Genomic DNA, 20,095 nt, shown 5'->3' with positions numbered 1-20,095 from the left:
ACTGGTTCGCGGATGCCGTCGATGTCCACTGGTGGGGCTGCGATGAAGGCGATGATGTAGCAGATGGTGGCGCTGAGTAAGGTAGGAATCATCAAGACTCCGAACCAACCGATGTAAATCCGGTTGTCGGTGCTTGTGACCCACTCACAAAAGCGTTCCCAGACGTTGGCGCTTTCGCGCTGCTGTAAGGTTGTTGTCATTTGTTTATGATTGCTTTATTTGGTTTTCAATGTTCGTGACGGCTTTGTGTTCCGCCATGTAAATAAACATAAACCTTTTATTTCAGTTTGTAAAGGCCTTTTAAGCACAGTTTTTCTTATAGGTGTCATAAAATATGCTTGTTAAAAGCCAGAAGGCTTGCTGTATAGGGAGTTGAAAAGCAGAATGCGGAATTTGTGGACGATCGCCCACAAATGAACAATACTCATAATCTACCTGGGCAACGAGATTCCGGACTTGCGTCAGTGTTAAGATAGATGAAGGGTTGCGATCGCCAACCCCAAAACTCGCACTGCACAGATATATGTTGTTGCGTAAGTCCGATCGATAAAAATCCCAAGGAATGTCCCGCACCGTCACCTACAGCCCTGCTTATACCCTGGTTCCCACTTACGAGTGTTTTAACCGCTGCACCTATTGCAATTTTCGGGCAGAACCGCTGCAAAGTCCTTGGCTGACACTCGCAGAAGCCGAGAAACAGCTCAACTTGCTGCAAACTCAAGGTGTAATTGAAATTCTCATCCTCAGCGGCGAGGTACATCCCCAGAGTCAACGGCGAAAAGCTTGGTTGCAGCGGATTTACGATTTGTGCGAACTGGCACTTGCTCTGGGATTTTTGCCCCATACTAATGTGGGGCCGCTCAGCTTGGAGGAGATGGCACAGTTAAAAGAGGTGAATGTATCGATGGGGCTGATGGTAGAACAGCTTGCCCCACATTTGTTACAAACTGTTCATCGGCACGCACCGAGTAAAGTGCCGGCGTTGCGGCTGCAACAGTTAGAATGGGCTGGGGAATTAAAGATTCCGTTTACAACTGGTTTGCTGCTGGGAATTGGGGAAAGTGAGGCAGATTGGATTGAGACATTAGAGGCGATCGCCCGCATTCATTCGCGTTACAATCACATTCAAGAAGTTATCCTCCAGCCACACAGTCCGGGAAATCAGCAAAGTTGGGACGGTGAAGTTTTTGATGCTACAAAAATGCCCGAAGTAATTGCGATCGCCCGCAGCATTTTACCTGATGAAATCAGGCTGCAAATTCCGCCGAATTTAGTTGCACAGCCCGACATATTACTTGCTTGTTTAGAAGCAGGTGCTAGAGATTTAGGAGGAATCGGGCCGCGGGATGAAGTTAATCCCGATTATCCTCATCTGCAACACCTAACTTTAACAGAAATTTTAGCAGCAGCGGGATGGCAACTCGTGCAGCGTTTGCCTGTTTATCCTCAGTACGATAAGTGGCTACCGCAGACATTGCAAACTGCTGTTAAACAATGGAGAGTTAGTCATTAGAAATTCTTATTTCTTAGTCCGCGCAGGCGGACTTCGTTTGACAAGAAGCGGTTTCAACCGCCGAGTGATAAAAATAAACTATTGAGATGTTAAATCAAAGAACCGCCACCATCAATCCAGACTTCAGTACCTGTGATGAAGCTGGAGGAATGTGATACCAGAAATAACACTAATTGGGCGACTTCTTCGCTAGAACCTGCCGTATTATCCGTCAAAGGAATCATGTCTTGAATGGAATCAGGCGCGACTGGAATGCGATCGAGATGGCGCTTAACTGTGCTTTCCTCAATGGCAGTCAGCACCCCGCCCGGACAGATCACATTGACTCGGATTTGGCAGGCTGCGAGTTCTAGCGCCAGCATTTTTGCAAAGGCTACTTGGGCCGCTTTTGAACAAGCGTAGGCCGTGGCACCAACTTTCCTGAAGCTTCTGGTACCATTAATCGATGATGTAATTACAATTGAACCTCCTTGTTTTTTCAGATGAGGAACAGCATACTTAACAGCCAAAAATGTTCCTCTGAGGTTGGTGTTAATTGTCCGATCCCACTCATCGGGTTCTATCTCCTCTATCGGCGACCATACACCATTAATACCCGCATTTGCAAACACAATATCAATTCTTTGATATTCGTCAAAAATTGTTTGAAACGCTTTTTGCATTTGCCCAGAATCTCCAACATCTGCGGCAATAGCCAGCCCGCAGCCTCCTTCATTGACCAACTGGCGGACGGTTTCTTGCCCCGTTTCCAAAATGTGATCGATAATAGCAACTTTTGCGCCTTCCTTGGCCATTAAAATTGCTGCTGCATGACCAATTCCCGACCCACCGCCGGTAATAACTGCAACTTTTTCTGAAAGTTTCATATTTTTTTAGATAAATATTTTTTTTGGCGATCGCATAGTATAAAAATAATACTAGAGAGAGGACTTGAGTCCTCACTACAAACAACTTTCCGTCATCAAAATCATGAAAGTAAAAAGTGGTTTAATTTACTAATTATAGCGGTAAGGTGTGCAGTGCACACCCTACTTTAGGCAGAGGAGTACCTCAATTTTAATGCTGTTCTTACGGCTGTGGCACCCAGACCGAAACAGAACCGGCGTTACACCGAAAATCAGCCCAACCATCATCATTAGTTGTGATTGGTTCTTGGATGTGTTCGGTGATGTCAATATAAGTTCGATTCGGTTGTCCGACTTCCATAAACTTGGTGCCATCGCCTCCGTTACTGAGTACCACAGCCATGCCGCCCGGATGTTCTTCATCTCCAAGTCGCGTCCAGCCAATAGTGTTGGCGTGGTCGAAGTAATCGTACTGATTGCCGTAGGAATAGGTTTGGCGCGCTAACAAGAATTTATCGAGAATAAACTGATGTTTGTCTAACCAAATCTCGTATTCGTTGCCATCGTTTGCTGTATCCTTATAGTTAGCGCCGTAATAGTCCGGGTAAAAAATGCACGGATATCCTTCGCGCCGCAGCAGAATTAAAGCGTAGGCAAGGGGTTTAAACCAAGCCTCGACAACTGATTCTAGGGATTGTAATGGTTGAGAATCATGGTTGTCAACCAAGGTAACGGCGAGGGCTGGTTGCTGTTGGACGAGGGTGTTATCAAAAATTGTTCGTAAGTCGTAGTTATTGCCGGCTTTGCTAGCAGCGTAGAAGTTGTAGTGGAGGGGGGCGTCAAATAAGGAGACTTTACCGTCCGTTGCTTGGATGAAGTAGTGCAAAGCTTCCACTTCGTAAGACCAATATTCGCCGACTGCAAATAAGTCGCGTTTGACATAGTTACGAACGTGTTCCAACCATTCTTGGAAAAATTCTGCTTTAACGTGTTTGACGGCATCGAAGCGAAAGCCGTCAACGTTTGTTGTATCGACATACCACTCACCCCAGTATTTTAACTCCCCGCTGACTTCTGGGTTGTCCATATCTAAATCGCAACCCATCAGGTAGTCAAAATTACCTTTTTCTAAGTCTACTCCTTGATCAAATTCTTTGCCTTTTAGCAGGTAAACGGCATGGGTTTCTGTGTTGTAAACGTTGTAATCAATGGCGTCAAAATGCCACCAATGCCACTCCAGACTAGAATATTTTTTGTCGCGTCCGGGGAAGGTAAAATGCGTCCAAGCTTTGATTTTTTGATATTCGCCTACGGTGTCATTCCGGTTGTCGGGATGGAAGGGTGTTGCTTCGGCTTCTTCTTCGGCATCTGCACCTAATTTGTGGTTGAAGACAACATCAGCATAAATCCGAATTCCAGCATCTTGTGCAGCTTTAATCGCGGCCAAATACTCATCTTTTGTGCCGTATTTCGTGCGTACCGACCCTTTTTGGTCGAACTCGCCTAAATCGAATAAGTCGTAGACGCCGTAACCCACATCCATACCGCCGCCCGTTCCTTTATAGGCTGGCGGCAACCACAGCGATGTAACGCCTATTTTGGCTAAATCTTTTGCAGATTTCGCTAGCTGATTCCACAGGCTGCCGTCGTCGGGGCTGTACCAGTGGAAATACTGCATCATGACGCCATTGAGTTCAGACATATATTTAGTTTTTGCTATTTTGTAATGTTGCCAGATAGATTTTTGTTCGTAGCTTGCTAGTTTACGTAGGTCTGCTATCTATCGTTAATAAATATCATAATAGATGGGGCTGCTAAAAACAATCTATCTGTTGATGTATTGACAACAAAATGTAAATTTGATAGTAATTGTTTTAGACCTACTAAAAAATATTAAGTTAGTGGCGATTTTGCAGCAACTCGCTCAACTCTGGTGTTCCAAGTACCGTCGATCGCCAATTCAAGCAATCTAAATCCCGGCGGGATTTTGTCAACTATAATCGGATGGCTTTTGGGTAAAAGTTGGAGGCAGGTGCTGGGTGTCCCCAAGTAGGTAACGGAGCCCCGCTGTTGTTGAAATTCTTGGTGAATGTGGCCACAAAGAACGATTTTAATTTGAGGGTATCGATCGACAATTGCGAAAAATTCATCGGCATTGTGCAGCATCATTCCATCCATTATTTCAGAGTCGATCGGCAAAGGATGATGGTGCAAGGCAATCATAACAGGTCGATCGCCCGTTTGTTGCAGTTGAGAGTCGAGCCAATGCAAGCTTTCTGGGGAAAGCCGCCCGCCGTCGCATCCCGCTTCCACACTCGAAAGTAATAGAAATTGCCAATTTCCTAGCATCCATGATTTTTCTGGGGAAAGGGGCGACAGATTTAAGATTTCTGCCATGACTGGGATGTTGTCGTGGTTCCCAGGTATCCAGTAGGCGGGAATTCCGAGGGGGGCGATGAGGGAGACTAGGCGCTGGTAGGATTCGGGTGTTTCGTCTTGGGATAAGTCGCCTGTGAGTAGGAGTAAGTCGGGCGGCGGCTGTATCTGTTGCAAGCGATCGAGAACTGCTTGGAGGGTGCGGGTTGTTGAGAGGCCTTTCCATTCTCGATCGATCTCTGCAAACAAGTGAGTGTCGGTGATTTGGGCGACGAGTAGGGGAGAAACTGGTGTCATGGCTGGTGTTGCGGGCGATCGATGTAGTTCTAGAATAGCCTCGGATGGGTTTTGGAGGTGTGGGAAAAAAGGGCGATTCCCTACGGGATAGCTGCGCTTCACGAAATTTTTGACAGGTATGTTAAAATTTTCGAGATTTGGTGTACTATAAGAAAACGTCAAATTTCAGACGTGACGGCGGCATAGCCAAGTGGTAAGGCAGAGGTCTGCAAAACCTCCACCCCCAGTTCAAATCTGGGTGCCGCCTTTTTTAATTTCTGTTAGATGTGGCTAAAATGCCGTTTGGGCGATCGAGAAGGTTAACAGGATATAGCGAGAGTGCTCAACTCCACTGCGAAAATCTTCTTGAGTTCTAGCTTTATAACAGCAAACAAAGATGAGCCAAGAATCTGAGTCTAAAACCAGAAAACAGAGAATTAATACTAAGCTGAAGTCGCTCAATTGGCAGATTGTCAAATATCGAAATGGGTTGGATACTTCCGCGCTGCAATTCCATGCAGTTGAGGAATATCCTACAGCCAAGGGCCCGGCTGATTATGCCTTGTTTGTCAAAGGACGGCTTTTGGGTGTTGTTGAAGCCAAAAAAGTAGCGGTTGGCGCACAAAATGTATTGGAACAAGCAAAGCGCTACTCGCGGGGGGTGTTTAATGGAATTGGGAATTGGCGAGGCTACCGAGTGCCTTTTCTCTACTCTACGAATGGCGAAAATATTTATTTTCTGGATGTTAGAGGCGAACTGAATATCTTTCGGGAAATTGCCAGTTTTCATACAGCGGATGCCTTAACGGAAATGTTTGAGCATGACCAAGCTGCCAGCTATACTCGGTTGCAGAATAGTCCGATTAAGCAAATTGAGAGGCTTCGCCCCTACCAGGAAAATGCGATCGCGGCCACAGAATCAGCGATCGTCAAAGGCAAACGAGCGATGCTGGTGGCTATGGCAACGGGAACTGGCAAAACCTTTCTCACAGTTGCTCAAATTTATCGGTTGCTAGAGGCGAAGGTAGCCAAGCGGATTCTGTTTTTAGTCGATCGCAGGGCATTAGCAGCACAGGCGGTGAGGACGTTTGCTTCGTTCAATACGCCGAGGGGAAATAAATTTAATCAAGAATATGAGGTCTATAGTCAGCGATTTCAGAAAGAGGATTTTGGCGAGGACGAACAGTTTGACCCCCAAGTTTTGCCAAGTTCCTATCTAACAACACCCCAAGCTAGTCATACCTTTGTTTATGTTTCTACTATCCAAAGGATGAGTATTAATTTGTTTGGAAAAGGCAGCGTTGATGTCGGAACCGATGGTGATATTGATGACGAAAGCGATGCCGAAAAATTCGATATTCCCCTTCATGCTTTTGATTTAATTATTGCCGATGAGTGCCATCGGGGATATACCACTAAAGAGACAAGTGTTTGGCGCAATACTCTCGACTATTTTGATGGGCTCAAGATTGGCTTGACGGCGACTCCGGCGGTGAATACTCTATCCTTATTTAAAGAGGTAGTTTATCGTTATACCACTGAAGAGGCGATCGCAGATGGTTGGTTGGTCGATTATGAGCCAGTTTATATTTATTCAGATATTCGGATCAATGGCGCTTTTTTGCAAGAAGGCGAAGAAGTTGGCGTAATTGATACGGAGACAGGAGAGGAGATTTACGACGAGTTAGAAGATGAGCGGGAGTTTTCGACTGCGGATATTGAACGCAAAATAACTGTCCCCGATAGCAACCGCAAAATCATCGAACAAATTGCCGAATATGCCGAGAAACATCAGGAAGAAACCGGGCGTTTTCCCAGAATTCTGATTTTTGCGGTGAATGATTTGCCTCATCGCTCCCATGCCGATCAAATTGTCGGTATCTGCAAGGAAGTGTTTGGGCGGGGTGATGATTTTGTGCAGAAAATTACAGGTAGTCCTAGTGTAGATCGACCGCTGCAAAAGATTCGGGAGTTTCGCAATCGTCCTCAACCAAAAGTAGCGGTGACTGTGGATATGCTGACTACGGGGGTAGATATTCCCAGTCTAGAATTTATCGTGTTTATGCGTCCGGTGAAATCTCGGATTCTCTGGGTGCAGATGTTAGGTAGGGGGACTCGTCTTTGCGATGAAATTAACAAAACTCACTTTAAGATATTTGATTGTTTTGGGGGTTCTTTAATTGAATATTTTGCTAATACAACTGATTTAAAGATCGACCCACCTGCTAAAGATCCTGTACCAGTTGGGCAGGTTATTCAGAAAATTTATCAAAATATCGATCGAGATTATCATCTTAAATCTTTGGTGAAGCGGTTGCACCGGATTGACAGGGGGATGAATCACGAAGCCAGGGCGCGGTTTGCTGATTATATCCCCGATGGCGATATGGGTAGGTTTGCGGGGGAATTGACAGAAAGGATTGAGCGGGATTTTACGAATACGCTGAATTTGCTGCAAGATGCCGGCTTCCAAGATTTGTTGGAAAACTACCCTAGGGCTAAACAGACTTTTATCATCGCTTACCAGCAGGAAGATACTGTCTCCTCTGAGGTGATGATTAAGGGGCAAAAAGCCGAGGATTATTTAGATAGTTTTTGCCGCTTTGTACGAGACAATCCCGAGCAGATAGAGGCGATCGCCATTTTACTCCAACGCCCGCGAGATTGGAAGACTGCGGCACTCAACGAACTTCGGGAAAAGTTGGGACAAAATCAGTTTCGAGAAGCGGAACTGCAAAGGGCGACTCAGTTGGTGCATAATAAGGCTCTGGCTGATATTATCTCGATCGTCAAACGTGCTGCCCGTGCTGATGAGCCAATTTATACGGCCGTGGAGCGCATCGAAAGAGCGATCGCATCTGTGATGGTTGGTAAGTCGTTTAACGAGGAGCAGCTAAAATGGCTTGGTTACATCCAAGAGCATTTAGTGCAGAATCTCACTATTGAGATGGATGATTTTGAGTATGCGCCGATTTTTGAACGAGTCGGCGGTAAGGGTAAGGCGAAAAAAGTCTTTTCAGGTGGACTAGAAGCGCTGATTGATGAGATTAATGCTGCAATTGCAGCTTAGCTGCTGTGTCATCCTGAGCCAAGCGAAGGATCTCGGAGATTCTTCACTGCGCTACGCTGCGTTCAGAATGACAATTAGTTGATTTGTCATCCTGAGCGAAGCGAAGGATCTCGGAGATACTGAGGGTAGCGAAGCATTTCCCAAATAACCTTTTTACTATGAATACAAGACAATATTACGTGTACATAATGACAAATAAATCGCGAACTCTTTACACGGGTGTTACAAATGATCTGCAACGTAGGGTATACGAACACAAACATAAACTTGTACCGGGATTTACGTCTAAGTACAATATAAATAAGCTGATTTATTTGGAAGAAACTTCACAGGTAACGGATGCGATCGCTCGTGAGAAACAAATAAAAGGCTGGACAAGAGCAAAGAAGATTGCTTTAATAGATTCACAAAATCCAGAGTGGCGCGATCTAAGTGCTGAATGGTTTGGGGAATGACAATGAGGCTGTCATGCTGAGCGTAGCATCTCGAAGATTCTTCACTACGTTCAGAATGACAATTATTTGATTTGTCATGCTGAGGCAACGAAGCATCTCGGAGATTCTTCACTGAGTTCAGAATGACAATGGGGCTGTCATGCTGAGGCAACGAAGCATCTCGGAGTTTCTTCAGTGCGTTCAGAATGACAAGGAGGCTGTCACAATGACACTTAGGCTGTCACAATGACAATCAGGCTTTAGCCGAGCGAAGTATCTCAGAATCACATCTTGAAGCACAGCAATTATGTCTGACGTTGTAAACAAACTCTGGGGCTTTTGCCACACTCTGCGCCATGACGGGATCGATTATGGCGACTACATTGAGCAATTAACTTATCTGCTGTTTCTGAAAATGGCTGATGAAAGGGGTGTTGATGTTCCATTGGGGTGTGAGTGGGAGAGTTTAAAAAAACGATCGGGCACTGATTTAACAGATCATTATCTGGATGTACTTCGCTCACTTCGCGAATCTCCGGGCTTGCTGGGTGATATTTTTGCTCAGTCGATGCCTCGTTTCAATAATCCCGTCAATCTCAAGCGGATCATCGCGATGATTGATGAGGAAGACTGGACAGAAATGGGTGTGGATGTCAAGGCGGCGGCGTTTGAAGGGTTGTTGGAAAAAGCGGCTAGTGAAGGCAAGAAGGGTGCAGGGCAATATTTTACACCCAGGGTGCTGATTAAATCGATCGTCCAAGTGATGAAGCCGAATCCTTTGAGTAGCCCTAATTTTAAGATTTGCGATCCAGCTTGCGGCACCGGGGGTTTTTTGGTAAGTGCTTATCAGTGGTTATTAGACATCACTGGCGGCGCATTCGATCGCCAAGATATCAAGCGGATTAAAACTAAAACTTATTATGGCGAAGATTTAGTCCCGCGCCCTCGCAGACTGGCGCTGATGAATCTGTTTTTGCAAGGGCTGGAACCGACGATTTATCTGGGGGATGCGATTTATGAGGCTGATTCGGGCGATCGCTATGACTGCATTTTAACTAATCCGCCGTTTGGCACGAGGGGCGCGAATCAAGCACCGGATCGGGATGATTTTACTATTGAGACGAGTAACAAGCAATTAAATTTTGTGCAGCACGTGATGAGTATCCTCAAGCCTGGGGGAAGGGCGGCGCTGGTTTTGCCGGATAATTGCTTGTTTGAGGATAAGGCGGGGGAAGTGTTCAAAATCTTGATGCAAGATTGCAATTTACACACGGTTTTGAGGTTGCCTAGAGGCACGTTTACTCCTTATTCTCAAGGGGTAAAGGCAAATGTGGTGTTTTTACAGAAGGGTTTACCTACGGAAAATGTCTGGATTTTTGATGCTCGTTCTAATGTGCCTGGTGTGACTAAAAAGGATCGTCCGTTAACGTCTTTGCATTTTGCGGAGTTTGAGCAATGTTACGGGGATGATCCAAATGGGCAGAGTATCAGAACTGATTTAGGGCTTGAGGGACGGTTTAGAAAGTTCTCGATTAGTGAGGTTAAGCAGCGGGATTATAAGCTTGATATTACTTGGCTGAAAGATGAAAGTTTGGAGGATGGGGACAGTTTACCTGAGCCGCAATTTTTGGCGAGTGAGGCGATTACTGAGTTAGAAGCGGTGGTTGATGATTTAAAAGATATTCTTCAGTTGATTGAGGTTACTGAGGATGAGTAATATGCCGATAAATATAGATACTAGGAACTTACCATCAGGGTGGATTCAGGTAAAATTACCTGTTGTTGCTGACCTCGTAATGGGTCAATCACCTCCCTCATCAACCTACAACCGTCAAGGAAACGGCTTACCTTTTTTTCAAGGAAAAACAGAGTTTGGAAAAGTTTTCCCCTCTCCAGTTAAATACTGTAGTATTCCAAATAAAGTTGCTGAATGTAATGATATTTTAATTTCAGTACGCGCTCCGGTTGGTCCTACTAATCTTTGTAAGGAGCGTTCAGCTATTGGAAGGGGTCTAGCGGCTATTCGCCCATCGGGTAATATTCCATCGCTTTATCTTTTGTTTTATTTGCGAAGTATTGAAGAATGGTTATCTAAACAAGGTACTGGCTCAACATTTACAGCAATTAGTAAATCAGATATTGAAGATATAAATATACTTATTCCACCCCTCAACGAACAACGCCGCATTGTTGCCAAGCTGGAAAAACTACTAGCTAAAGTCGATACCTGCAAAGAGCGACTAGACAAAATCCCCGGCATCCTCAAGCGTTTCCGTCAATCCGTCCTGTCTGCTGCTTGTTCCGGTCGCCTCACCGCCGATTGGCGAGAAAATAATCCTGATGTAGAGCCGGCTGAGGAACTTTTAAAACGGATTCAGGAAAAGCGCCTCTCAAATAGTAAACATCCCTTACTACCATCTACAGAATCCTTATCAGAGATGCCTAAAAACTGGTGTTCAGTAACACTAGATCAATTGAGTATTCTGGTAACGAGTGGCTCGCGTGGATGGGCGCAATATTATGCAGAGAAGGGAGCTATCTTTATTCGCGCACAAGATATTAATACTGACCATTTAAAACTTGAAGAAGTGGCTTATGTGAATCTTCCAGAAGATGTTGAAGGTACTAGATCGAGAGTAAAGTTGGGTGATTTATTAATTACAGCTACAGGAGCTAATGTTGCGAAAACAGCATTAGTTGATAGGGAATTACCAGAAGCTTATGTAAGTCAGCACGTTGCTTTAGTTAGGTTAGTAAGTCTTGAATACTGTCAATTTATTTATCTGTGGGTTATCAGTTACTCTCATGGGCGTTCCCAACTTTTGGATTCTGCTTATGGCGCTGGAAAACCAGGACTTAATTTAGATAATATTCGGGAATTAGTAATTGCTTTGCCTCCTCTTCCCGAACAACAAGAAATCGTCAACCGCGTCCAAACCCTCTTCAAAACCGCTGACCAAATCGAACAACGCTACCAAAAAGCCAGAACCTACATTGACCAACTAACCCAATCCATCCTCGCCAAAGCCTTCCGGGGTGAACTGGTTCCCCAAGACCCCAACGACGAGCCAGCATCCGTGTTATTAGAACGGATTCGCGCCGAAAGGGAAAACAGAGAAAACGTTGCCAAAACTGCTAAAAAGCCTGCGGCTAACAAAAAACAACGCAGCAAGAAAGCGCAACCGCAATTAGAACCAACACCGCAATTAGAACCAACACCGCAATTAGAACCAATTCAGCTAGAATTGCCGCTGTTTGACTAGACATTTCCAACAAATAATCTCAACTTATCATCCTGACAGCCCCTGTTGTCATCCTGACAGCCCCTGTTGTCATCCTGACAGCCTCTGTTGTCATCCTGAGCGTAGCGAAGGATCTCCGAGATTCTTCGCTACGCTCAGAATGACAAACTATGGCTACGCTCAGAATGACAAACGATGGCTACGCTCAGAATGATAGATGTCTATTGACTACGATCGCAAATCGTCGATTTATCATCCTGACAGCCCCTCTTGTCATCCTGAGCGTAGCGAAGGATCTCGGAGATTCTTCGCTACGCTCAGAATGACAAACGATGGCTACGCTCAGAATGATAGATGTCTATTGACTACGATCGCAAATCCTCGATCAGTTTTTCTATAGCCATACTTTTTGTGTTTTCATCCGCTAGAGAATTAAACACTTTCTGCAAAAGTTCTATAGACGCATTTTTAATAAACCAATCTTCACCCGGATTATCCCCAAGATTAAAAAAATACTTTAAACGTTCCTCTATAGCTTCCTTATCTGCTTTATCCAGTTGTCCAACTCGCTTAAGCCAATCCCCTTGCGAATCTTTAAAACAGTTAGCATCAACAGTACATATCTGATGCACTAGAGCGAAGGAATTATAAGAAAGACCATTTGTGCTTGTAGAATTAATCGGATATACAGTTGGCAAACCTTTATAGGTTTCTTGTGAAGTCAACGGAATCAGCGTCAAAGTTTGGATGTATTTAGAGTCATCTTGAAATTGGTCATTTGTCCAAACGATATAAGGATGCTCTCCCCGAAAAACCCGACTCGAATTCATTACCTGAGTGCAAGAAATTGTCTTGCACTCAATCTCCCCTGGTTGATTTATCTCATAAATATGATGATGACCGAGTTTGCAACGAAGAGATACTCTATAGGGATTGATAAAATAAATCCAACCTTGACGCGGTTTTTGTCCAGCCACTCGCTCACCCCAATTCACTCATTAACTTTTCTCTTTCTTTGTACAGATTAAGTCTCACCTGTTCCTCTGGTTCGTGGCTATATTTAACCTCAAGCATGGGAGCAGTGCTATAGACATATTCTAGTAACTGATTCAGTTTATCCTCTCCTGCACCCGCCCATTCTCTCCTGATGTTGTCAAGCATGAGCTTCAGACCTAAAGGTAACTTTAAATCATCCACATTACCAGCTCCCTCACCAAGTCTGATGAATATACTCTCTCCCTGAGATTCTTGAACAATCTCTTTACCATTCATTTGATTTAAAACAGCCTCTATGCCTTCATTCCAAGGCCCATAGTAATAATAACGCCAATCTAAATCAGTAAGCTGCTTGTCTGTCCATTTGACCGCATAAAGATCGGCCAAATACAAAAACTTGATTAACTGCGTTTTTGTAATATAGCCTTTGGTTGCGTAAACAAAGTATTTGATCAGGTTTTCTAGCATGGCTTTCCTTCTTTTTATTTCAAAAAGCTCCCTAATTAATCTTATAACTTGTTCGCTCAATTTAACTTGAGTCTATTATATCATCCAAAGCAAAGCTTGACTATTAAAGCAGATAAAAAATAGCTAAGGGTAACAAATAGAGTGTGTGCGTCCAGGACTATACTCTTCAAAAGTTTAATTGCAGTCTAAGAAATATTTAGCGGGATTGCCGCTCGCTTTAATATTTGTTGAACAACTCCATAATAGTTAGGATTTTCTAACCCTTCTAATTCATGTTCGATATCTTCCCAATCCCCTAGCTTGCTTTTCCACTTACCATCCTCTTCTTGTCGGGCTGCGTGCTGTGGCTGGCCGTTATAGGTGTATATTACTATTTTTTGAAACCCCGGTTCAAGGTCACGATTCTCGCAAGGTTCATATCCAATAGTTTGATAAGCTTGGATAAAAGCTTCCAGCGTTAACTCTCTTAAAACACCATCCGGCCAGTACCCATCTGGGTCTACCGGGTCCCATCTGCATTCCTCTTCTCCAGCAGCAAAAGCAAAACAATTATAATCTACTGTTTCTTCACTTGTTACTTGATATTCAGTAAGCTCTAAGTTAGGAAATCTCAATATTTTTCGGTACTCTAGCTTACCACTCATAACCGTGTTCTTTTCCCCATTGTATCCACGCTTGGGCCATTTGCTTCATCCGGCCGCGCTGTTCGGGTTTTACCGGATTGTCACCAGTAATTGCCCTCAACGCCCAAAACCAATGGTCTGGCTTTTGTTCGAGGTCACGCAAAATCAAGGGGATAACTGGCTGTCCCATGCCGATAATTCTCTGATAAGCCTGGTGCATTGATTTCTGTGTAACTAATGATAGCATCCCCGTCTCGATACGCCATTCTTCGGCGAACTTCTTAAACTCTGCTTCTAGTTCTACCTTGCTTTTAATCGGGAAGTCATCAGCAGGAATTCCTGAAGGCAACAAATATACTTTTAAAAAATTTTTGGCTTTTGATGCCGATTCTAAAAAGCTATTCGGCATCAACAAGTCCTTAAGCTTTTGACAAAATCGCTTTTTTTCTTCTGTTGATAAGTTAGAGACTTCTTCAAATTCATCAACAGCCGCAATAAGCTCATCTGCTAGTTCTTCCACTGTCCAAGCATAAGTTTTCTTTAAAGCGTATATAGGAATAATACTCTCTAGTATATTGACTAAATCATCATGGTTCGTGTTTTCTACCTCTGACTCTACGTTTCTGACTAAATCATCAAGAGGCAACGCAGGGACTGTTTTTCTCAACGCAGTCAAAATAGCCTCAAACACTGAGTTGTCCAAGGCTATAATTTTTTCGATGCCGGATTGATATTGGGGATGTATTTTTAAAGAAGGCATATTAGTTTTCTTGTCTTTCCTAAGAGAAGTTGAATTAAGACTAATTGGCTTACTTATACGTTCATTATAACACCATTTTGAGCATAAATGTGTAGGGACACGGCAGTGCCGTGTCCCTACCCAATAGCTCTACTTCTTACCCAAATCCTCACATTTTGCTGATAATTCTTTGCAGGATTTCCACGCCTGATACTGCTTGCCAGCCAAACAGCCCCAACAGCACAATATTCAGAAAGATGTGAGTGTTTCTCGCCAAATCATTGCCTTTTTGCATCAAAGGAGTCAGCGAGGCTGCGATCGCAATTATTGCCGTCATTCCCAACCCTGCTAGCAAGTGGGGCCCCACAAATAGCTTGCCGTTGTTGATGTAGGTGACTGCCATTCCGCCCACTGCACCCGTTACCATCAACGCTAGCAGCAAAGAACCCATCTGGTGGTGCTTGATGTTGAATTTTCCCTTAATTAACTCTTTTTTGACTTCGCCTTCTGCGCTTCTGGTACGTCGGATTTGCAGGCCGAGATACAAAGCATAAAATGAGATAGCCAGCAATACCCACATTAAAACTGGGTGGAAGAATTGGCTCCAAACTTTCACTGACTGAGGAATTTCGAGATTCATAGTGTTCTGAGGATTAGCAAACATACTTCATAAAACTTAGCATACCAGTCAGGCCGTCTCATGTGATGGTAAAAATATACGGTATGAGAGACTATTATGCCTGCCACTAAACAAGACGCTGTATTGATTCAAGCCGCCAAGACTGGCAACATTATTCACGTCCAAGCTTTACTCGCTAAGAATGTTAACGCTAACGCCAAAGACTCTGAGGGGACGACGGCTTTGATGTTTGCTGCCCAAAAGGGCTATACAGAAATCGTGCGTATTCTACTAAACAATGACGCTAATGTCAACCAGGTGAGCAGGCGTTTTGGGCTGACGGCTTTGATGCTGGCGGCGGCTCACAAACAGGCTGACTCTGTGCGGCTGTTGCTGGCTGCTGGCGCTGATGTTAATGCTAAAAATGATGATGGTAGTACAGCTTTGATGGCGGCTTCTCTCAAAGGAGATATCAATGTTGTGCGGATGTTACTTGATGGTAATGCTGATGTAAATGTCCGAGATAAAGATGGGGATTCTGCTCTGAAAATAGCTGCTTTATCGGGTCACGAAGCGGTTGTGAAAGCTTTGGCAGATGCAGGTGCTGTTGCTGACAATTCTATGTTGTTTTTAGCTGCCCGTCAAGGTAGCGCTGAAATTGTGCGAATTTTGCTCAATTGTGGGGCCGATGCTAATGTTAAAAATCTAGAGAGCAAAACTGCTTTGATGCTGGCTGCGACGGCGGGAAATTTGGCTGTTGTCGAGGCGCTGTTGGCTGCTGGTGCTAATGTCGAAATTCCCGACAAAAACGGAGAAACTGCTTTAACTTTGGCTGCGGATTCCGGCAATACTGATGTGGTGCAAACTTTGCTTGGTGCGGGTGCTAATGCGAATGTGAAAAATGGAGATGGGGGCACGGCTTTGATGGCCGCTGCTGCTGGCGGAAATGCGCCGATCGCCCATATCTTACTCGATGCTGGCGCGGATATCAACGCTAAGGATAAAGATGATGAAACTGCTTTGAATTTTGCGGTGGTTGAAGGCTGCGAAGATGTGGTGGAATTGCTCTTAAACCGAGGTGCTAGTGTCGGTTCTAGAAATCGGTTGGGTGATACGCCTTTACTGGTGGCGGCTGTTCACGGTCATAGCGCGATTATATCAGCTTTGCTGCAAAAAGTAAACTCAAATCGGGCTGAGTTTCTGAATGCTAAAAACTTTGGGGAGACGGCTTTGACGCTGGCTGCGTTTCACGGACATACCGAGACGGTGAAGGCTTTGCTTGACGGCGGTGCTGATCCGAATGTCCCGGCGGATTTGGGGAAAACGGCTTTAATGAAGGCGTGCGATCGGGGTTATATTGCGATCGTCCAATTATTAATCGAAAAAGGTGCCGATGTCAACTTGCTGGATGATTCGGGCGCAACAGCTTTAATGTGGGCAGCACATCGGGGTTATCCTGATGCAGTAAAGATTTTAATTGATGCTGGTTCAGAACTAAACCACAAAAATCCGGGAAATTATACAGCTTTAATGTTGGCTGAGTTTAAGGGTTATTCCAGTGTGGTAAAATTGCTCAAAAGTGCTGGAGCACTGGAGTAAGAATGAAATAGTTTTGAGTAACGTAATTCTGTCATTCTGAGGGTAGGCTTTGGGAAGTGAAGAATCTCAGATATCGGGACTTACGCATTGTAAGGGTGTGGCAATAGTTTGAGATTCTTCGCTTCACTCAGAATGACAAAATTAGGTGAATAGTGCGTCCAGGACGATGAATTATATCAATTTCGGCTGCGCCGCAAGGATATCAAATGCGCGCTTCATCGTCGGGCGTAAAGTCGAATCAAGCTGCCAACAAAAAAATCGCGCAATTTTCATTTTTTGGACTCACAGTCAACAGTCAACAGTCAACAGTCAACCAGCATTCCGGTGCAACCGGAATCGATATTAACCTCAATTTGCTTTGCGTACCCAGCCGTTAATAGTAAACCGGCTATCAGCAAAAGCTTTCGAGGGACAGCTAACTCGCAAAACTTCGTGCATATAGCGACTCAGAAAAAATACGATGCTGTTATTGCGAGGTTCAACGGTTCTGAATGTCTTGTCTGCAACATAAAAATTGTTCTCAATTTTGCTGTCATAAATCTGCAACTCGCCACCTGAAAAAGCCTTGGGTTCTCGATAGAAATAGTAAACGTAAGTAAAAAATCTGCTGGCGGTATCTGGCGAGCCACTGTCGTTGTGAAGTTTGTAAAAGTTGTTGTCATTGTGCATGGTTAACTGAGCTTCTATCTCACCAAGCGGAAATGAGGGAATATTTAATTTTTGCAGCACGTCGGGGAGAATTGCTTTGATGCGATTAACCATCAGTTCGGAAAATTCGGGGAACGAGTGGAGTACCATCGAACGGCGGTAATCTTCGGCATTGGTTGAGGTGCTGGTACTCACAAATTCTGATTCTTTTGCTAAGACATATTTAATGAGTTTGTTCTTTTCGGCAGGGGTCAAAAAGTTGTCTATTTGGGCGTAGCGAGATATTAAGTCGTCATTTACCGGCGGCGCAGGGGCGGGAATTTCTGCGGGAATTTCTACAGGAGTTGCAGGCTGCTGCGGTTGCAGTTGCTGCAAGTAAATTGGGGGTTCTGTGACTAATCCGACTAGGTGTTCGCCGGGAAAAAAAAGGGTGGAACGCCCGTCGTCTATGGGGATTTGAAATAAGGGCGAAAAACCCAGTGTTTGTTGGGTGCGATCGACTAATGTTTTGATCAGGCTGTGCAATAATGGTGTATCAGATTTAAGGGTGACGGTGCACTGATGTCCGCCGGTGAGCAGGATTTTAACTTTTACGTCTTGGGGTTTAATTTGCGGTTGAGTGTAAGTCATAATTTTTGAAGGACGCAAGTAGGAACTTGGTAAGGACATAACAGTGTTGATTCGTGTCAAAAAGCACGTTAAACCGACAGTCCGCCAGGGGTTAAAACCCCTGTCTAATAGCTCAAGTCCTCTAAAGAGGACTGATAATTTCTTTAGTCCTCTTCAGAGGACTTCAGCTTTGAGGCAGGGACTTAAGTCCCTGGCGGACTGAGGTTTTAACGCGCTTTTTGACACCAACAAACACTATTGTATCCCTACAATATGGTACACACTGCAGCATTGGTCGAGGTATTATTCCTAATGCAAAAAGTGCCGAATATCAGTGAAAACCATTGTGATTCCGAGTTGGTTGGCGGCTTGAATGGAATCTTGATCGCGCATACTTCCGCCCGGTTGGACGATCGCAATTATGCCCGCCTCAGCCGCAGTTTTGACTGAATCGTCGAAGGGAAAGAAACCGTCGCTGGCCAAAATCGCTCCTTTGCTCTTTTCTCCTGCTTGTTCCAATGCTAGTTTAACCGAGCCCACGCGATTCATTTGTCCGGCGCCGACACCGATTGTAGTGCGATCGCGCGTCACAACGATCGCATTTGATTTGACGTGTTTCGCGACTTTCCAAGCAAACAGCAATTCTTCCAACTCTGCAGCCGTCGGTTGTTTTTCGGTAACAATCCGCCAGTTGCTAGTTTCTTCTACTATATTATCTGAGTCTTGCACCAGCAAACCGCCTGCAATTACTTTAACAGTTTGTGCAGGTCCTTGAGTCAAATCTGGCAAAATTAACACTCGAACTTTCGCCTTTTTCTTGATGATTTCTTCTGCTTCTGGTTCGCACCCCGGCGCGACGATACATTCTAAAAATGTTTGAGTTAAGGCCGTTGCGGTAGCAGCATCAATCGGGCGGTTGAGGGCAACAATTCCGCCGAAAGCTGAGACTGAATCGGTGTCGAAGGCTTTTTGATACGCTTCAGAAATAGTTGTTCCCAAGGCTGTGCCGCAAGGATTTGTATGCTTCAGAATAGCGGCGGCGGGTGTGTCGGGGAATTCTACGATTAGTCGCCTTGCTGCTTCTAAATCTACTAAATTATTGTAGCTCAATTCTTTGCCTTGCAGGATAGTGCTAGTTGTCCAGCCTGTCGGTGTACTTCCGCTTTGATACCAGGTGGCGGCTTGATGGGGATTTTCGCCGTAGCGGAGAGTTTGCAACTCTTTTCCTGATAAATTAAACTGGTCTGGTAGCGCAGATTCTTCAGCAGCGGATTGGCTGCTGAGATAAGTTGCGATCGCGCGATCGTAGTTGGCTGTATGTTTGAAGGTTTCTAGCGCACACCTTTGCCGAAATTCTAATGATGCTTCTCCGCCATTCTCCCGCAGTTCTTTTAAATAAGTATTGTACTGTTCTGGGTCGCACAAAACTGTCAAATGAGCGTGGTTTTTGGCGGAAGCTCTCAGCATTGCCGGCCCGCCGATATCTATCTGCTCAATTGCGTCTGCTAGAGTAACTCCTGCTTTAGAAATTGTCTCTTCAAATGGATACAGATTCACTACAACTAGATCGATCGCCCGAATTTGATTTGCTGTTAAATCTGCGAGGTCTTCCGGTACATCGCGCCGTGCTAAAATGCCACCGTGGATTCGTGGGTGAAGTGTTTTGACTCGCCCTCCCAAAATTTCTGGAGAACCAGTATATTCCGCAACTTTGGTGACTGGGATGCCTGCTTCTTTGAGGGCCGTTGCTGTCCCGCCACTACTAATTATGTCAAATTCAAATTCTTCTACTAGACTGCGCGCTAAGTCGATTAGTCCGGTTTTATTGGATGTGCTCAGAAGTGCTAGACGTGCCATTGGTTTGAAGTTGCGATCGCAAAAATAGACAGGTTATATTCTATACCAAATCTGGTGGCAGGGAGATGATTTGGTAATGGCTAATTATGATTATTTTTAATATTTTAAAGATGAGTCTGCTTAGCTTGAACCATATTTTTTGTCAAACTTATATAATATTTTATACTGACCAGTGGCTTCT

Annotated in this window: 16 protein-coding genes, 1 tRNA gene and 1 pseudogene; 7 read left to right on the top strand and 11 right to left on the bottom strand. The window is 44.6% G+C overall.

The annotated features are described in order from the left end of the window. Positions 1–200 (bottom strand): annotated as a pseudogene (locus QUB08_RS23745) (photosystem II q(b) protein); the annotation flags it as partial. A gap of 362 nt (positions 201–562) precedes the next feature. Here QUB08_RS23745 and cofG point away from each other — a divergent pair. Beyond that, positions 563–1,513 (top strand): 7,8-didemethyl-8-hydroxy-5-deazariboflavin synthase subunit CofG, encoded by a 951-nt coding sequence (gene cofG, locus QUB08_RS23740; RefSeq protein ID WP_333227648.1) that lies wholly within the window; start codon positions 563–565, stop codon positions 1,511–1,513. 89 nt (positions 1,514–1,602) lie between these two features. On the opposite strand, the gene QUB08_RS23735 is transcribed toward cofG, so the two are convergent. The 3 genes from QUB08_RS23735 to cpdA all read right to left on the bottom strand — a co-directional run bounded on the left by QUB08_RS23735 (position 1,603) and on the right by cpdA (position 5,133). Next, on the bottom strand, positions 1,603–2,379 hold the full coding sequence (locus tag QUB08_RS23735; RefSeq protein ID WP_333227646.1) for an SDR family NAD(P)-dependent oxidoreductase: 777 nt from the start codon (positions 2,377–2,379) through the stop codon (positions 1,603–1,605). A gap of 202 nt (positions 2,380–2,581) precedes the next feature. Continuing rightward, positions 2,582–4,060 (bottom strand): alpha-amylase, encoded by a 1,479-nt coding sequence (locus QUB08_RS23730; RefSeq protein WP_333227644.1) that lies wholly within the window; start codon positions 4,058–4,060, stop codon positions 2,582–2,584. Between the two features lie 191 nt (positions 4,061–4,251). Further along, entirely contained in the window at positions 4,252–5,133 is an 882-nt protein-coding gene (gene cpdA, locus QUB08_RS23725) for a 3',5'-cyclic-AMP phosphodiesterase (protein WP_333227642.1), read from the bottom strand. A 74-nt stretch (positions 5,134–5,207) separates the two neighbouring features. Here cpdA and QUB08_RS23720 point away from each other — a divergent pair. The 5 genes from QUB08_RS23720 (at position 5,208) to QUB08_RS23700 (ending at position 11,777) form a co-directional block, all read left to right on the top strand. Then, positions 5,208–5,278, top strand: a tRNA-Cys gene (locus tag QUB08_RS23720). A 129-nt stretch (positions 5,279–5,407) separates the two neighbouring features. Then, a complete protein-coding gene (locus QUB08_RS23715) occupies positions 5,408–8,080 on the top strand; it encodes a type I restriction-modification enzyme R subunit C-terminal domain-containing protein (protein WP_333227640.1) in 2,673 nt (890 codons plus the stop codon). Positions 8,081–8,238: 158 nt separating this feature from the next. After that, positions 8,239–8,535 carry a GIY-YIG nuclease family protein gene (locus tag QUB08_RS23710; RefSeq protein ID WP_333227638.1) on the top strand — a complete coding sequence of 99 codons (297 nt, stop codon included), beginning with the start codon at positions 8,239–8,241 and terminating at the stop codon, positions 8,533–8,535. A 286-nt stretch (positions 8,536–8,821) separates the two neighbouring features. Next, positions 8,822–10,231, top strand: a complete 1,410-nt coding sequence (locus tag QUB08_RS23705; protein ID WP_333227636.1) for a class I SAM-dependent DNA methyltransferase — start codon at positions 8,822–8,824, stop codon at positions 10,229–10,231. A gap of 1 nt (position 10,232) precedes the next feature. Further along, entirely contained in the window at positions 10,233–11,777 is a 1,545-nt protein-coding gene (locus QUB08_RS23700) for a restriction endonuclease subunit S (RefSeq protein ID WP_333227633.1), read from the top strand. Between the two features lie 344 nt (positions 11,778–12,121). On the opposite strand, the gene QUB08_RS23695 is transcribed toward QUB08_RS23700, so the two are convergent. The 5 genes from QUB08_RS23695 to QUB08_RS23675 form a co-directional block, all read right to left on the bottom strand. After that, positions 12,122–12,733 carry a type II toxin-antitoxin system PemK/MazF family toxin gene (locus QUB08_RS23695; RefSeq protein WP_333227631.1) on the bottom strand — a complete coding sequence of 204 codons (612 nt, stop codon included), beginning with the start codon at positions 12,731–12,733 and terminating at the stop codon, positions 12,122–12,124. Between the two features lie 4 nt (positions 12,734–12,737). Continuing rightward, entirely contained in the window at positions 12,738–13,280 is a 543-nt protein-coding gene (locus QUB08_RS23690) for a type II toxin-antitoxin system antitoxin SocA domain-containing protein (RefSeq protein ID WP_333227629.1), read from the bottom strand. A gap of 125 nt (positions 13,281–13,405) precedes the next feature. After that, positions 13,406–13,864 carry a DUF7689 domain-containing protein gene (locus QUB08_RS23685; protein ID WP_333227627.1) on the bottom strand — a complete coding sequence of 153 codons (459 nt, stop codon included), beginning with the start codon at positions 13,862–13,864 and terminating at the stop codon, positions 13,406–13,408. Further along, positions 13,854–14,603 (bottom strand): hypothetical protein, encoded by a 750-nt coding sequence (locus QUB08_RS23680; protein WP_333227625.1) that lies wholly within the window; start codon positions 14,601–14,603, stop codon positions 13,854–13,856. The genes QUB08_RS23685 and QUB08_RS23680 overlap by 11 nt, the downstream gene beginning before the upstream one ends. A gap of 148 nt (positions 14,604–14,751) precedes the next feature. After that, a complete protein-coding gene (locus tag QUB08_RS23675) occupies positions 14,752–15,222 on the bottom strand; it encodes a DUF4079 domain-containing protein (RefSeq protein ID WP_333054092.1) in 471 nt (156 codons plus the stop codon). Between the two features lie 96 nt (positions 15,223–15,318). Here QUB08_RS23675 and QUB08_RS23670 point away from each other — a divergent pair, with 96 nt between their 5' ends. Next, entirely contained in the window at positions 15,319–16,800 is a 1,482-nt protein-coding gene (locus QUB08_RS23670; RefSeq protein WP_333227623.1) for an ankyrin repeat domain-containing protein, read from the top strand. Positions 16,801–17,148: 348 nt separating this feature from the next. Here QUB08_RS23670 and QUB08_RS23665 read toward each other — a convergent pair whose 3' ends face one another. Next, on the bottom strand, positions 17,149–18,078 hold the full coding sequence (locus tag QUB08_RS23665) for a 2OG-Fe(II) oxygenase (RefSeq protein WP_333227621.1): 930 nt from the start codon (positions 18,076–18,078) through the stop codon (positions 17,149–17,151). A 288-nt stretch (positions 18,079–18,366) separates the two neighbouring features. Next, positions 18,367–19,914, bottom strand: a complete 1,548-nt coding sequence (purH, locus tag QUB08_RS23660) for a bifunctional phosphoribosylaminoimidazolecarboxamide formyltransferase/IMP cyclohydrolase (protein ID WP_333227619.1) — start codon at positions 19,912–19,914, stop codon at positions 18,367–18,369. Positions 19,915–20,095 lie beyond the last annotated feature (181 nt).

Source organism: Microcoleus sp. BR0-C5, from assembly GCF_036705045.1.
Lineage (GTDB): Bacteria > Cyanobacteriota > Cyanobacteriia > Cyanobacteriales > Microcoleaceae > Microcoleus.
The sequence above is the reverse complement of the archived record's forward strand: the minus strand, read 5'-3'. Positions and strand labels throughout refer to the sequence as shown.